Here is a 13,738-nt window from a genome sequence, read left to right on the forward strand (position 1 = left end):
TCATAAAATCACAGGTTTGACCCGCCGACGTTGGATCGGACGGGAGATCTGTCCCCGGAAACGCGTAATGAATAAAGCCGTGAACGACGCCGCCTCATCCGCCGCGCCCCCCGCCGCCCCTGCCGAGACACAGGAGCTTGCCAAAAGCTTCGAGCCGGCCGACCTAGAAGCACGCTGGTACGCCGAATGGGCGCGGCGCGGCTATTTCGATGGTGGCCGCCACGTCGATACAGGTTCTGGAGACAAAACTTACACCATCCAGTTCCCGCCGCCGAATGTAACGGGCACCCTGCACATGGGCCACGCCTTCAACCAGACCATCATGGATGGGCTGGCCCGCTATCGCCGCATGTCGGGCGACGACACCGTCCTGATCCCCGGCACCGACCACGCCGGCATCGCCACGCAGATCGTGGTGCAGCGCCAGCTGGACGCCCAGAATATTTCCCGCCACGACCTCGGCCGCGACAAGTTCGTCGAGAAGGTCTGGGAGTGGAAGGAGCAGTCCGGCAGCACCATCACCAACCAGATGCGCCGGCTGGGCGCCTCGGCCGACTGGAGCCGCGAGTATTTCACCATGGACGAGCGCATGTCGCGCGGCGTGGTGGAGACCTTCGTGCGCCTGTACCGGCAAGGCCTGATCTACCGCGGCAAGCGCCTGGTCAACTGGGACCCCAAGCTGCTGACCGCGGTGTCGGACCTGGAAGTGCAGTCGGAGGAAGCCGACGGCTTCATGTGGCACATCACCTACCCCTTTGTCGACGGACCGCAGACCATCGTCGACAAGGACGGTCAGACGGTCACCCTGCGCGGGATGACCATCGCCACCACCCGCCCCGAGACCATGCTGGCCGACGGCGCGCTGTGCGTGCACCCGGACGACGAGCGCTACCGCCACCTGGTGGGCAAGCTGGTCGAGCTGCCCCTGTGCGACCGCAATATTCCCATCATCGCCGACGACTTCGTCGACCCGGCCTTCGGCACGGGCTGCGTCAAGATCACCGGCGCGCATGATTTCAACGACTATGCGTGCGCCCTGCGCCACGACCTGCCGCTGATCGTCATCTTCACGCCCGACGCGCACATCAACGACAACGGACCGAAGCAGTTCCGCGGCCTGGAGCGCTACGAGGCGCGCAAGGCGGTGGTCGCCGAGCTGGAGGAAAAAGGCTACCTGGCCAAGGTCGAGCCGCACAAGATGATGCAGCCCAAGGGCGACCGCACGGGCGTGGTGCTGGAGCCCATGCTGACGGACCAGTGGTTCATGGCCATGAGCAAGCCGGCCCCGGAGGGCACGCTACATCCCGGCAAGAGCATTACCGAGGTCGCGCTGGAAGTGGTGGCCGACGGCCGCGTGTCCTTCTACCCCGAGAACTGGACGACCATCTACAACCAGTGGCTGGACAACATCCAGGACTGGTGTATTTCGCGCCAGCTGTGGTGGGGCCACCAGATCCCGGCGTGGTATGCCGAGGATGGCACCATCTTCGTCGCGCACAACGAGCAAGACGCGCTGGCGCAGGCCCGCGCCGCCGGCGTGCAGGGCCCATTGCAACGCGACCCCGACGTGCTCGATACGTGGTTCTCGTCGGCGCTGGTGCCCTTCACCGACCTGGGCTGGCCCGACCAGACGCCGGACCTGGCGCGCTACCTGCCGTCGAACGTGTTGGTGACCGGCTTCGACATCATCTTTTTCTGGGTGGCGCGCATGGTCATGATGACCACGCACCTGACCGGGCAGATCCCGTTCAAGCACGTCTACATGCACGGCCTGATCCGTGATGCCGACGGCCAGAAGATGAGCAAGTCCAAGGGCAATACGCTGGACCCGATCGACCTGATCGACGGCGTCGACCTGGAAACGCTGGTGCGCAAGCGCACCTACGGCCTGATGAATCCCAAGCAGGCCGGCCAGATCGAGAAGGCCACGCGGCGCCAGTATCCGGACGGCATCCCCGCCTTCGGCGCCGACGCGCTGCGCTTCACCATGGCCGCCTACGCGACGCTGGGTCGCAACATCAACTTCGACCTCAAGCGGTGCGAGGGCTACCGCAACTTCTGCAACAAGCTGTGGAACGCCACGCGCTTCGTGCTGATGAACACCGAAGGGCACGACCTGAGCAAGGCGGCCACCGAGGGCGAGACGTCGTTCGTGGACCGGTGGATCGTCAGCCAGCTGCAGGAGCTGGAGGCAGAGATCGCGCGCGGCTTCGCCGACTATCGCTTCGACAACATCGCCAACGCGCTCTACCGCTACGTGTGGGACGAGTACTGCGACTGGTACGTGGAACTCGCCAAGGTGCAGATCCAGAACGGCACGCCGGCCCAGCAACTGGGCACGCGCGCCACGCTGATCCGCGTGCTGGAAGTGGTGCTGCGCCTGGCCCACCCCATCATCCCCTTCATCACGGAAGAGCTGTGGCAGAAGGTCTCGCTGGTGGCCGGCAAGCGCGCCGCGGACAAGGCGGACAGCGTCAGCGTGCAGCCCTACCCCGTGGCCAATCCCGCCGCGATCGACAAGGCCGCGGAGGCCGAGGTCGCCAACCTGAAGGCCCAGGTGGAGGCGGTGCGCGCGCTGCGTGGCGAGATGAACCTGTCGCCCGCGCAGAAGGTGCCCCTGGTGGCCGAAGGCGATCGCGCCGAGCTGGACCGCAACGGCCCCTACCTGGCCGCCCTGGCCCGCCTGAGCGAGGTGGAAACGGTGGCGGAACTGCCCGACGTCGGCGCTCCCGTGCAGGTGGTCGGCGGCGCCCGCCTGATGCTGCGCGTGGAGATCGACGTGGCCGCGGAAACGGCCCGCCTGGACAAGGAGATCGCCCGCCTGGAAGGTGAAATCGCCAAGGCCAACGGCAAGCTGTCGAACGCCAGCTTCGTCGAGCGCGCCCCGGCGGCGGTGGTCGAGCAGGAAAAGGCACGCATGGCGCAGTTCAGCGAAACGCTGGCGAAGGTGCGCGAACAGCGCGGCAAGCTGGCGGGTTGAGCGGCAGCGATCCGGGGCCGCGGCAGGAAAGGATCAGCCCTGGCCCGGGTCGCCGGGGCTCTTGTCGCGGCGCGTGGCCAGCAGGCTGAGGAAGCGCTCGTCGGCGGGGGTCAGCAGGCCCTGGCGGCGGGCGGCGTCGAGGAGATCGGGACGGCGCTGCTGGGTCAGGCGCAGGGACTGCTCGCGGCGCCAGCGGGCGATGTTGGCGTGATGGCCCGACAGCAGTTCCGGCGGGACGGAAACGCCTTCGTAGACCTCGGGCCGCGTGTAGTGCGGACTATCCAGCAGGCCGGAAAGCGCGGGGTTGAAGGAGTCCTGGACCGCGGAGGCATCGTCGTTGAGCACGCCGGGCATGAGACGCACGGCGGCATCGATCACCGCCAGGGCGGCCAGCTCCCCGCCGGACAGGACGAAGTCCCCCAGCGAGATCTCATCCGTCACGCACCGGTCGATGAAACGCTGGTCCAGGCCCTCATAGCGGCCGCAGACCAGGACCGCGCCGGGGCTGGCGGCCAGCTGCTGCGCGGCCAATTGGTCGAACCGGCGGCCGGTGGGGGACATCAGGATGACAGGAGCCGGCGCCAGGCCGGCGGATGCGCGTTGCGCCTGGGCGGCCTGCAAGGCCGCTTCCAACGGGCCGGGCATCATGACCATGCCGGGACCGCCGCCATAGGGGCGATCGTCCACGGTACGGTGCACGTCATGGGTGTAATCGCGCGGATTCCAGGCCTGGAGGGCCCAACGGCCCTGCGCATGCGCGCGACCCGTCACCCCCAGGTCCCGGACCACGCTGAACATGTCCGGAAACAGGGTGAGGACGTCGAAACGCATCAGTAATCCAGGGGCCAGTCGCTGTCGATACGGCGATTGGCAATGTCGACGGTATGGACGTGCGCCTGGACGAAAGGCACCAGGACCTCGGCCGGCCGCCCCTTGGCATCGAGTACCGCTTGCGCGACACCCGCCGCGTCCAGGTCCTGCCTGGCGACGCGCAGCACCGAATGCGCGCCGTTATCCAGCACGCCCTCGACACGGCCCAGCAGGACGGGAGCGCCATCCTGCTCGCCGTATAGCGTGCAACCGATGAGATCGACCCAGTAGAACTCGTCGTCCTCCGGTTCCGGAAAGGACGAACGCGGCGCGTAGACCGCCATCCCGCGCAGCGCCTCGGCCTGGTCGCGGTCGGCGATGCCGGCCAGTTGCGCGACCACGGTTGCCCCCTGCGGACGGGCAGTGACGACTTTATGGATCGAGATGGCGGAAGCCGGCGGTTGCGCGGATGCGGCCGCTTTCGCGGGCGCGGCAAGGCGTGCCAGCCGCCATTCGGGGAGGGAGAGCAGCACGTCGGCTTGCGCCGAATGCGGCTGCACTTTCACCCAGCCCCGTACGCCATAAGCGGCGCTGACGCGGCCCAGTTCGATCAGATCATCCGCACCCGCCGAAGCGGCGGCCGGGACCTTCATGTTGTCGGGCATGCTCAGCGCTGCAGGCAAGCCCAGCTTCAGGCCGCGGCGGAGACTTTCTGCGAGTACGACTTGACCAGGCGTTCCACGGCCGGCGACAGCTGGGCACCGCTGTCGGTCCAGTGCTTCACGCGATCCATCGCGATGCGCAGGTTTTCGGTGCCTTCGCTACCGACGGGGTTGTAGAAACCGACGCGCTCGATGAAGCGCCCGTCGCGACGGTTGCGCGAATCGGTGGCCACCAGGTTGTAGAACGGACGCTTTTTCGACCCGCCACGGGCCAGACGAATCACCACCATAGGTAATCCCTTGAATTGGTTATGGAGAACAGTAGATTCTAGCATCGTTCCGGAGAACCCGGCAAATCGATGCGGAAATGTTGTATTTGTGGCGCCCCAGCCTTCGGTGCCTCAGCCGACGTAGCGCGTTTCCTCGATGATGGCCTGGGCGCCCAGGGCGTTCAAGCGGGCGCCCGCCCGGGTGCCCAGCGCCAGCGGATCGGCATACTCGCTCTCATCGTAGACCTCGACGGCGCTGCGGCCATCCAGGGCGATCACGATGCCCCGCAGCTTGAGCTTGCCGCCGTCCAGCCAGGCATAGGCGCCGATAGGGGAATCGCAATGGCCGTTCAAGGCCTTCAGCAAGGCGCGCTCGGCCTGGTAGCAGAACATGGTCTCGCGGTGGTTGATCGCCGCCAGCAGGGCGCGCGCCTCGTCGTTGCCGGTGGCGTATTCCGCCACGACCACGCCCTGCCCGACCGCCGGGCACATTTCCTCCACCGAGAATACCCGGCTGATGCGCCCATCCAGTCCGATGCGCTCCAGGCCGTTCTTCGCCAGCAACAGGGCGTCGACCGGCGGCGTGGCGCCGCCATAGTTGAAGGTCATGGGAACGCCGTCGTCCATGCGCTGGATGCGTTTGTCGGCGGCGCCGCGGAAAGGCACGGCCTGGCTGCCGGGGAAAAGGCGACGCAGGAAGGCGGCGCGACGCACCGACGCCGTACCGATCACGGCGGGCACCGCGTCCACGGCCATGCCCTGCTTGAGCACCATGCAATCGCGCGCATCGCTGCGCGGCAGGCAGGCGCCGATGGAAAACCGCGTATCGGCGTAATACTCGTCGTTGCCAGGCAGGTCCTTGAGCGAGTGCATCACCATATCGGCCTCGCCGCGCAACATCATGTCGTGCATGGCGGTGATGAACGCGCCACCCTTGCCACCCATTCCGCCCAGGCGGGTTTTCAGGTCCAGGTCGGCGGCGGCGGGCCGCGTCACCATCTCGAAGGTGTGCTCGGGAAAGGCCAGGCTCAGGGCCCGGATAAGGTCTTCGGTCTGGCGCACCGCCATCAGGCTGGCGCGCGTGCCGATCTTGAAAGTCTTGGCCATGATGAATTCCAGTGTGCCTGGGCCTGTGAACGGGTCAACGGCGGGGGAGTCAACGGCAAGGATAACGGCGAGGCCAGCGTCGCGGTCAGCGTCGCCGCAGGTAATGCACGCCCACGCCGTCGTCTTCCTGCTGCGCCAGCAAGGCATTGCCGGTCTGCTTGCAGAAGGCCTGGAAGTCGCGGATGGCGTTGCGGTCCGTGGTCAACACCTTCAACACCTGGCCGCTTTGCAGCTGGGCCAGGGCTTTCTTGGCGCGCAGGATGGGCAAGGGACAATTCAGCCCCTTGGCATCGATTTCCATGTCCGCCTGCACGGCGCCATCCGCGGACGGCGCGGGATTGGAGGTATCCGCGTCCATCAGAGGCGCTCTTCCACCCACTGGCGCACGCTGGCGATGGCCGCCGGCAAGGCACCGGCATCGCTGCCGCCGCCCATGGCCATGTCCGGCCGGCCGCCGCCCTTGCCGCCGATCTGCGACGAGACGAAACCGACCAGGTCGCCGGCCTTGACGCGGCCGGTCAGGTCGGCGGTGACCCCCCCGACCACGCTGATCTTGCCATCCTGCGAACCGGCCAGCAGCACCACCGCGGACTTCAGCTTGTCCTTGAGTTGGTCGACCATGCCGCGCAGCGCCTTGGGATCGACGGCGCCGATGCCCGCGGCCAGCACCTTGACGCCCTTGACGTCCACGGTGGCCTTGTCGGCCAGGTCGTTGCCCGCGCTGGCCGCCAGCTTGGAGCGCGCCTGGTCCAGCTCTTTCTCCAGGGTCTTGACCTGCTCCTGGACCTGGGCAATGCGGTCCGGCAGCTCGGCAGGCGGCGTGCGCAGCGCGCCCGCGGCGCGGCCGAGCAAGGCGGTCTGCGCCTGCACCCAGGCCAGGGTGTTGTCGCCCGTGATGGCCTCGATGCGGCGCACGCCGGCGGCCACGCCGGATTCGGCGACGATCTTGAACATGCCGATATCGCCCGTGCGCGACACGTGCGTGCCGCCGCACAGTTCACGCGAAAAGCCGATGTCCAGCACCCTTACGCTATCGCCGTATTTCTCGCCGAACAGGGCCATGGCGCCGCCCTTGACGGCGTCGTCATACGCCATCACCTGGGCCTGGGTCGCATGGTTGGCCAGGATTTCGGCATTGACGATGGCCTCGACGCGCGCGATCTGCTCGGCGGTCATGGGGGCGTCCTGGGCGAAGTCGAAACGGGTCTTGTCGGGATCGACCAGCGAACCGCGCTGCTGCACATGCGCGCCCAGCACCTGGCGCAGGGCCTTGTGCATGAGGTGGGTCGCGGAGTGGTTGCGCACGGTGCGGGCACGGCGCAGTCCGTCGACGCGGGCCAGCAGGATATCGCCCACCGCCAGGTGGCCCGACTCCAGCTTGCCGTGATGGCCGAATACGCCGGCCTGCACCTTCTGCGTGTCGGCCACGGCGAAACGCACGCCGTCGGCTTCCAGGAGGCCGGTGTCGCCCACCTGGCCGCCGGACTCGGCATAGAACGGCGTGGCATCCAGGACGACGACGGCGTCCTGGCCCGCTTCGATACGGGGCACCGACGTGCCGTTGGCGTACAAGGCGACGACCTTCACGTCATCCAGTTCCAGGTGCTCGTAGCCCTCGAAGCGCGTGTCCGCGCCCTCGTAGCTCAGGCCTTCGGCCATCTTGAACTTGCCGGCGGCGCGGGCCTGCTCGCGCTGGCGCGCCATGGCCGTGTCGAAACCGGCCAGGTCGACCTCCACCTTGCGCTCACGGCAGATGTCGGCGGTCAGGTCGACGGGGAAGCCGTAGGTGTCATACAGGGTGAACAGCGTGGTGCCGTCGAGCTGGCCCCCGGCCGGCACGCTGGCCAGGGCGCCGTCGAGGATCTTCATGCCGTTTTCGAGGGTCTCGCCGAAGCGCTCCTCTTCCTGCTTCAGCACCTGGGCCACGCGGTCCGCCGTATTGGCCAGTTCGGGATAGGCCTCGCCCATCTCGGCAACGAGGTCGGCCACCATGCGGTGGAAGAAAGGCTTGGTCTGGCCCAGCTTGTAGCCGTGGCGCAGCGCGCGGCGGATGATACGGCGCAGCACGTAGCCACGGCCTTCGTTGCTGGGGATGACGCCATCGACGATCAGGAACGAACAGGCACGGATGTGGTCGGCGATGACCTTCAGCGAGTTGTTCTCCAGGTCCGTTACGCCGGTTTCGCGCGCGGCGGCGGCGATCAGCTTCTGGAACAGGTCGATTTCGTAGTTGGAATGCACGCCTTGCAGCACGGCGGCAATGCGCTCCAGGCCCATGCCGGTATCGACGCAGGGCTTGGGCAGGCGCGGCATGTTGCCCGCGGCGTCCCGCTCGAACTGCATGAACACCAGGTTCCAGATTTCGATATAGCGGTCGCCGTCTTCCTCGGGCGATCCCGGAGGGCCACCCCAGATTTCCGGGCCGTGGTCATAGAAGATTTCCGAGCAGGGACCGCAGGGGCCCGTGTCCGCCATCTGCCAGAAGTTGTCCGAAGCGTAGCGTGCGCCCTTGTTGTCGCCGATGCGGATGATGCGCTCGGCCGGCACGCCCACTTCCTTGGCCCAGATGTCGTAGGCCTCGTCGTCTTCCTGGTACACCGTGACCCACAGCTTCTCGGCGGGCAGCTTGTACACCTGCGTCAGCAGCTCCCAGGCGTACTGGATGGCGTCGCGCTTGAAATAGTCGCCGAAGCTGAAATTGCCCAGCATTTCAAAGAAGGTGTGGTGGCGCGCCGTATAGCCGACGTTCTCCAGGTCGTTGTGCTTGCCGCCGGCCCGCACGCTGCGCTGCGACGAGGTGGCGCGGGTATAGGCGCGCGTTTCCTTGCCGGTGAACACGTCCTTGAACTGGACCATCCCCGAGTTGGTGAACAGCAGCGTCGGGTCGTTGCCAGGCACGAGCGAGGACGACGGGACGATGGTGTGACCCTTGGACTGGAAAAACTGCAGGAATTTCTGGCGAATCTCGGAGGATTTCATCTTGGATGAATCTGCATGGGCATTTTGGGCAATCCTCGATTATATGCAATTGGCCGCCGTTTCCCGGGAGAACGGACCGGCCTAGCGGACGCAGAGGTAGCCTGTCGTGGCGCCCTCGCCACCATTCATATCGCCCGTCCGGGAAATCCGGATGGCGTCGTGGCCCGCCGGGCAACTGCAACGCCCGGTCCGTGGATTGGCGGTCGAGACCAGGCCGGGTGTCCAGCAGCCGAAAAAGCTGTGCACGAAAAACACGCCGCCGAAACCGCCCGGCGACGACCACCGGCCGGCCACGCAGGACAGGGATGCGCCGTCTTCCGCGCGCGCCACCAGGCCGTCGGGGGAACAGGCGTCCCCCATCCTGGCCCGGGCGCCGACGAACAAATGCCCGTCCGTGCTCAAGCGCCTGGCCGCGTGCATGCCGCCCGCGACCGTGACATCGCCCTGGAAGTCCGGATTGCGGGAGTCGCGCATGCGCACGTAAGGCCAGGCGGCGGCGGTGTCCAGGCCCGCCCAGACGGCCACCGTCCCGACCGGCAGGCGCCCCATGCCCGGGATCGGCGGATTGGGAAAATGGAAATTGGGGCCACGGAGATGGTCAGGCGCCAGCCCGTCGACGTGGCCGCCATGGCCGCCGGCCCCGGCCAGGATGGCGGCCAGGGTGGCGGGATCGGCGCCTGGCTGGCCCGTGCCCGAGCCGCCTTCCCGGCCGCTCCAGGCACCCACTGGCGGGGCGCTATAGGCCAGCGCATCCAGGCGGCAGCCCGCGCCCGGACAGGCCGGTCCGCGCAAGATCCGGATGGCCACCCGCATCCCGCCGGCCGAGGTTACCGGGAAACTGCCGGGCAGGTGGCCATGACGCATCAGTTCGTCCAACCTTGGGGCGTACGCATCGGCATAGGCCGGGCTGCCGTGCGCATCGCGCGGCGCCGCGCCTTGCGCCAGCTCATCCTGATGACGCGTCATCATGCGGGCCAGTGCGTCGCGGATTTCCAGCAGCCAGGCGCCGGCCGCCTGCCCGGCAAGCGCCTGGGCCTCGCGCCGCCATGCATCGGCGCCCCACACCGCGGCAAGACATGCAATGGCCAGGACGAATGCGAGTTCCAGCATCAGGTAGCCGTGCGCTTTCCCGCCCGGTGCGGCATCCGTCGAATGTCGGCGGGCGGACGGACGGGGCGGACGGGGCTGACGGGGCGGAAAGGAAAGACGAGAGGCCGACGGACCACGCCGGGCAGGATGGCCGCGCACCGGACGCATTGCTTTCACCGCACGGTAAAGACAAAGGTATTGGCGTCGCCCGCGCTGCACTGCTCCTGGGCGCGGGCCGGGTCGTAAGGCTGTGCAGGAATGCGGGTGGCGTCCTTCACCACCACGCGGCCGCCCTTGCCTTCTACGGCGATGATGTCCGCCATCCGCTGCATGACGGCTGCCAGTGTCGGGCATGCGGCATCGTTGACATGCGTGGCCGTGAGCGTGAAGGCGGACCCCGCCCCGCCCTCGCCCACCGCCGCGGGGGCCAGCGTCAGCGTGCCGTGGCCCGCGCGGCCCTTGCCGCCCAATCCGTGGGCCACCGAGGCCGAGACGCCCTCCCCCGTCACCGCGATCACCGAAGAACCGCGCAGGGCTTGCGCCAGCAGGCCCGTATGCACGCCGGCATAAGGCGTGGGGCCGCTGCCCTGGGCATTGGTCTTGGCGTGCGTGATGTAGCGCTGCAAGGCCTCGCCGACCTTGGGCACCTTGTTCTCGATGACGAAGGTGCCCAGCGCGGGAACGCCGATGATGGCGATCAGCAACACGATGGCGGTAACGATGGAGACCTCGATAAGGGAAAAGCCATCGGCCGGACGGAGCCGGGCGTGGCGGACAGGGGCATGGAGGGGGGCATGGAGGGGAGCATGATTCATGGCGAGAATGTCCTTGGAACGAAGTTGGAAAAACCAGCCTGGCGGGGTCAGCCTGGTGTTGAGCGGCGTCAACCGCCATGCATGCGCGTCAGGGCGTGGCGCATTTCATCGATGACGGCGTAGTGCCAGAGCGTCAGGCCCAGCACCGCCGCCAGCCCGCAGGCGAGCAGGCACCAGCGCAGGATGGCGGCCTGGACGCGCAGGCGCGGAAGAAAACGGATTTCGATACGCTGGCGCGTGCGCGCGACGCCGCCCTCCACGCCATGCGCGGCCACCATGTCGGCGAGATACCAGCTCATGTCGGCGTCGATCAGCCCCGTATCGAAGGTATCGCCGCCAACCAGGCCGGCATCGATGCGCCCGATCATCGCGGCGATATGCGCGGCGAACCATGGGGTCGCGTCCCGTCCCAGCATGAACAGCGCCTCGCGCAGCCGCGTGTCCACATTGCCGCGCTGGCGCACCAGGACGGACAGCAGCGCCAGGAACCGGATGCAATGGAAGTCGCGATACAGCCGCCAGACCGGCCGGCGGTCGAGCCAATCGCGCAACCGGCCTGTATGGCGCGACAGTGAGGCCGACAGCCCCCACAAGCCCAGGACGCAGGCCAGGCAGGACAAGGGCAAGCCCACCCGTAATCCGTCCGCGCCACTGAACAAGGCTCGGGTCAGGCCGCCGTGCCATGCGGGAGGCACGGACTGAAAGACCGCCTGCAACCGGGGGACGGTCCACAGCGGCACGGCGCCGCCCAGCAGCAACGCGACCCCCAGGGCTGCCAGTCCCACCGCGCAATTGGCCACCAGGATGCCGCGGGCCCGGTCGATCAGGGTGACGGCCCGCGCCAGGTCGCGCAAGGTGGCGGCGAATGCCCCGCCGCCGGCATCCTGCGCCACCCGCAGCAGGGCCAGCTCGCCGGCCGGCAGGGTTCCGGCCCAGGCCTGAGCCACGTCCCCGGCGGACCGCTCGTACGCCAACGCCCAATGACGCGCCAGGCGGCCGCGGGCCGTCGCGGGCCCATGCCGCCGTGCATCGTCGTCGAAGATATCGCGCAGCGTCTTGCGCCCTTGCAAGCCATCCAGGAGATCCGCCAGGTACTCGTAGTAGTCCGCCCGATGCGCGGCAAAGCGGGCCGCGTCGTGGCGCAGGCAGGCGCGCTGCCAGCCGGCGCGGCAGCGATCCACCAGCGCGGCGGCGACGGCGCCGGGCTCGCGCGGGAAATGGCGGACGGGAGACGGTTCATGCATGGGCCGCCTCCCGCCAGGACGCGCGTTCCAGCGCCACCGTTTCAAAGGAGCGGAAATGGCTTTCGATATCGCGCGGATCGATAAGGCCCAGGGACGCCTTGTAGAGCGCGCAGGCCATGGCGTTCTTGTCGCGCATGTCGGCGTCGGTAACGGAGGCGGTGGCGCGATCGCGCCACCGCTGGCGCAAGCGCACATAATCGCGATTGCGCACGCTGCGCAGGAAAGCCTCGTCCAATCCCGGCTCGATCATTTCCGCCACCACCGTGCGCCCCTTGAATCCGCGCGCCTGCGGCAGGTCCGGATGCTCGCATTCGGGACAGCCCGCGGGGTTGCGCACGCGCAAGGATGCTTCGTCCAATGCGTACAGACCCAGCAGGCGCGCGGCCCAGGCCCGACGATGCGCGCCCGCCTCGCCGCGATAGAGCGCATCCAGTGGCAGCGCGCAGGCGGGACAGAGCCGCGGCAGCAAGGCCTGCCACACCAGCAGCTTCAACACGCCCGGAATGGCAAGGAAGTCGCGCGAAACCCCAATGAAATCGGAGGCAAGGCGCTCGGGAATCATCCAGGCCGCGGCGGCGTGCGTCGTCGTATAGAGGTTGACGCCGGATCCCGCCAGGTCCATGAAGGCGCGCCCGGTCTCGGCGTCGCGTATCTCTCCCACCAGCAGGTCATGCATGGCGCAGCGCTTGATGGTGCGCAGCTTGGCGTCGAACACCGACGGCGCGGACTCGTCCAGGCTGCGACCCACCGTATTCTGCAAGGCATTGGCGATGCAATATTCCACGGGGTCTTCCAAGGTGATGACCTTGCGCGTGTCGGGCAGGGACCGGACCAGGGCAGCGAGGGTGGTCGATTTGCCGGCCCCCACGGCGCCGGCCAGGACCACCGCGCCTCCTTCGGCCAGGCAGACGCGGCGCAACATGGTGATCTGCGTGTCCAGGTAGCCGAGCTCCCGCAAGGACCAGGCCGCGCCGTCGGCCTGCGGTCGCAGCACGCGCAGGCATACCGCCGGCCCGGTATCCGCGGCCAGCGACGCCCAGCGCAAAAGGATGGGCTTGCCATCCACCTCGATGTCCAGCCGACCTTGCTGTTCGACGCGGGGATCGAACACCGCGCCATTGCCGCCGCGCACGTCCATCCACGCCACGGCCAGCATTTCCATCAAGGTCGCGGTGGGCATGTGGCGAAAGCGCGGCGGCGTCACGTAGCTGCCCCCCTGCGTGTAGCGCACTTCGGATTCGGCGCGTTGCAGGAAGACGTTGAAATGCACGTCGCTGGCGTTGTGCCTGACGCCCCAGGCAACGAGGTCGACGAATGCCGCGGCCAGCGCCGACTTGTGGCGATCCGCCAGCACCGCGCGCCGGTTGCGCAGTTGGTCCGCCCCCAACTGCCCTCGCGCGACGGCCAGCAGCAGGGGCGCCGGCATGAGATATCGCGACGGCCGGGCCATGCGGTAGCCCCGCCGCACGATCAGGCGCTCCAGCTCGTCGGCCTGGTCGCCGGCCGCGTAATCGGCAAGCAGGAACAGCGCCACCGTGCCGTCGCGCAACACCACCGGGCAGAGATGTCCCGATAGCGCCGCAAGATCGAATTCGTCGTTCAAGGGGCGCAGGAAGGCCGGCGACAGGCGGGCAATATCATCCTGGCTGGCCAGATGCGGGAGGTCACCTACGTGCTTCGTGCCCGCTGACCTGGCGCTTTCCGCGCGCACGGGCGCCGGGCCGTCGGCTTGATGCTGGGATTGATGCTGGGCTTGATGCTGGTCGAAGCGTCGCAGGAACAT

Annotated in this window: 11 protein-coding genes; 1 reads left to right on the forward strand and 10 read right to left on the reverse strand. The window is 67.9% G+C overall.

Annotated elements, in window-relative coordinates:
• Window positions 1-67 precede the first annotated feature (67 nt).
• Window positions 68-2,980 (forward strand): valine--tRNA ligase, encoded by a 2,913-nt coding sequence (locus C7R54_RS04380; protein WP_129148926.1) that lies wholly within the window; start codon window positions 68-70, stop codon window positions 2,978-2,980.
• Between the two features lie 33 nt (window positions 2,981-3,013).
• Here the strand turns inward: C7R54_RS04380 and trmD are convergent, their stop codons facing one another.
• From trmD to C7R54_RS04430, 10 genes are all read right to left on the reverse strand, one after another.
• Window positions 3,014-3,811, reverse strand: a complete 798-nt coding sequence (gene trmD, locus C7R54_RS04385) for a tRNA (guanosine(37)-N1)-methyltransferase TrmD (RefSeq protein ID WP_129148927.1) — start codon at window positions 3,809-3,811, stop codon at window positions 3,014-3,016.
• Window positions 3,811-4,443, reverse strand: a complete 633-nt coding sequence (gene rimM, locus C7R54_RS04390; protein ID WP_129149445.1) for a ribosome maturation factor RimM — start codon at window positions 4,441-4,443, stop codon at window positions 3,811-3,813. Before rimM ends, trmD begins: the two co-directional genes overlap by 1 nt.
• 38 nt (window positions 4,444-4,481) lie before the next feature.
• Window positions 4,482-4,742: a 30S ribosomal protein S16 gene (rpsP, locus tag C7R54_RS04395; protein ID WP_129148928.1), complete on the reverse strand. Its 261-nt coding sequence runs from the start codon at window positions 4,740-4,742 to the stop codon at window positions 4,482-4,484.
• 111 nt (window positions 4,743-4,853) lie between these two features.
• Window positions 4,854-5,828 (reverse strand): hydroxymethylbilane synthase, encoded by a 975-nt coding sequence (gene hemC, locus C7R54_RS04400; RefSeq protein WP_158021146.1) that lies wholly within the window; start codon window positions 5,826-5,828, stop codon window positions 4,854-4,856.
• A gap of 85 nt (window positions 5,829-5,913) precedes the next feature.
• Entirely contained in the window at window positions 5,914-6,186 is a 273-nt protein-coding gene (locus C7R54_RS04405) for a sulfurtransferase TusA family protein (protein ID WP_129148930.1), read from the reverse strand.
• The gene (gene alaS / locus C7R54_RS04410) at window positions 6,186-8,807 is read right to left on the reverse strand and encodes an alanine--tRNA ligase (RefSeq protein ID WP_129148931.1); all 2,622 of its coding nucleotides are present in this window, start codon (window positions 8,805-8,807) and stop codon (window positions 6,186-6,188) included. Before alaS ends, C7R54_RS04405 begins: the two co-directional genes overlap by 1 nt.
• Window positions 8,808-8,888: 81 nt before the next feature.
• A complete protein-coding gene (locus tag C7R54_RS04415) occupies window positions 8,889-9,917 on the reverse strand; it encodes a prepilin (protein WP_129148932.1) in 1,029 nt (342 codons plus the stop codon).
• A 152-nt stretch (window positions 9,918-10,069) separates the two neighbouring features.
• Window positions 10,070-10,711 carry a type 4 pilus major pilin gene (locus C7R54_RS04420; protein WP_129148933.1) on the reverse strand — a complete coding sequence of 214 codons (642 nt, stop codon included), beginning with the start codon at window positions 10,709-10,711 and terminating at the stop codon, window positions 10,070-10,072.
• Between the two features lie 68 nt (window positions 10,712-10,779).
• Window positions 10,780-11,955 carry a general secretion pathway protein gene (locus tag C7R54_RS04425; RefSeq protein WP_240039365.1) on the reverse strand — a complete coding sequence of 392 codons (1,176 nt, stop codon included), beginning with the start codon at window positions 11,953-11,955 and terminating at the stop codon, window positions 10,780-10,782.
• Window positions 11,948-13,738: an ATPase, T2SS/T4P/T4SS family gene (locus tag C7R54_RS04430; RefSeq protein WP_129148934.1), complete on the reverse strand. Its 1,791-nt coding sequence runs from the start codon at window positions 13,736-13,738 to the stop codon at window positions 11,948-11,950. Before C7R54_RS04430 ends, C7R54_RS04425 begins: the two co-directional genes overlap by 8 nt.

Source organism: Achromobacter aloeverae, from assembly GCF_004121055.1.
In the GTDB taxonomy this organism is placed as follows: Bacteria; Pseudomonadota; Gammaproteobacteria; order Burkholderiales; family Burkholderiaceae_B; genus Bordetella_C; species Bordetella_C aloeverae.

Excerpts from the sequence above, each read along its gene's own strand:
- C7R54_RS04380 (WP_129148926.1), top strand. The coding sequence starts at position 68 with ATGAATAAAGCCGTGAACGACGCCGCCTCATCCGCCGCGCCCCCCGCC.
- trmD (WP_129148927.1), bottom strand. The coding sequence starts at position 3,811 with ATGCGTTTCGACGTCCTCACCCTGTTTCCGGACATGTTCAGCGTGGTC.
- rimM (WP_129149445.1), bottom strand. The coding sequence starts at position 4,443 with ATGAAGGTCCCGGCCGCCGCTTCGGCGGGTGCGGATGATCTGATCGAA.
- rpsP (WP_129148928.1), bottom strand. The coding sequence starts at position 4,742 with ATGGTGGTGATTCGTCTGGCCCGTGGCGGGTCGAAAAAGCGTCCGTTC.
- hemC (WP_158021146.1), bottom strand. The coding sequence starts at position 5,828 with ATGGCCAAGACTTTCAAGATCGGCACGCGCGCCAGCCTGATGGCGGTG.
- C7R54_RS04405 (WP_129148930.1), bottom strand. The coding sequence starts at position 6,186 with ATGGACGCGGATACCTCCAATCCCGCGCCGTCCGCGGATGGCGCCGTG.
- alaS (WP_129148931.1), bottom strand. The coding sequence starts at position 8,807 with ATGAAATCCTCCGAGATTCGCCAGAAATTCCTGCAGTTTTTCCAGTCC.
- C7R54_RS04415 (WP_129148932.1), bottom strand. The coding sequence starts at position 9,917 with ATGCTGGAACTCGCATTCGTCCTGGCCATTGCATGTCTTGCCGCGGTG.
- C7R54_RS04420 (WP_129148933.1), bottom strand. The coding sequence starts at position 10,711 with ATGAATCATGCTCCCCTCCATGCCCCCCTCCATGCCCCTGTCCGCCAC.
- C7R54_RS04425 (WP_240039365.1), bottom strand. The coding sequence starts at position 11,955 with ATGCATGAACCGTCTCCCGTCCGCCATTTCCCGCGCGAGCCCGGCGCC.
- C7R54_RS04430 (WP_129148934.1), bottom strand. The coding sequence starts at position 13,738 with ATGTTCCTGCGACGCTTCGACCAGCATCAAGCCCAGCATCAATCCCAG.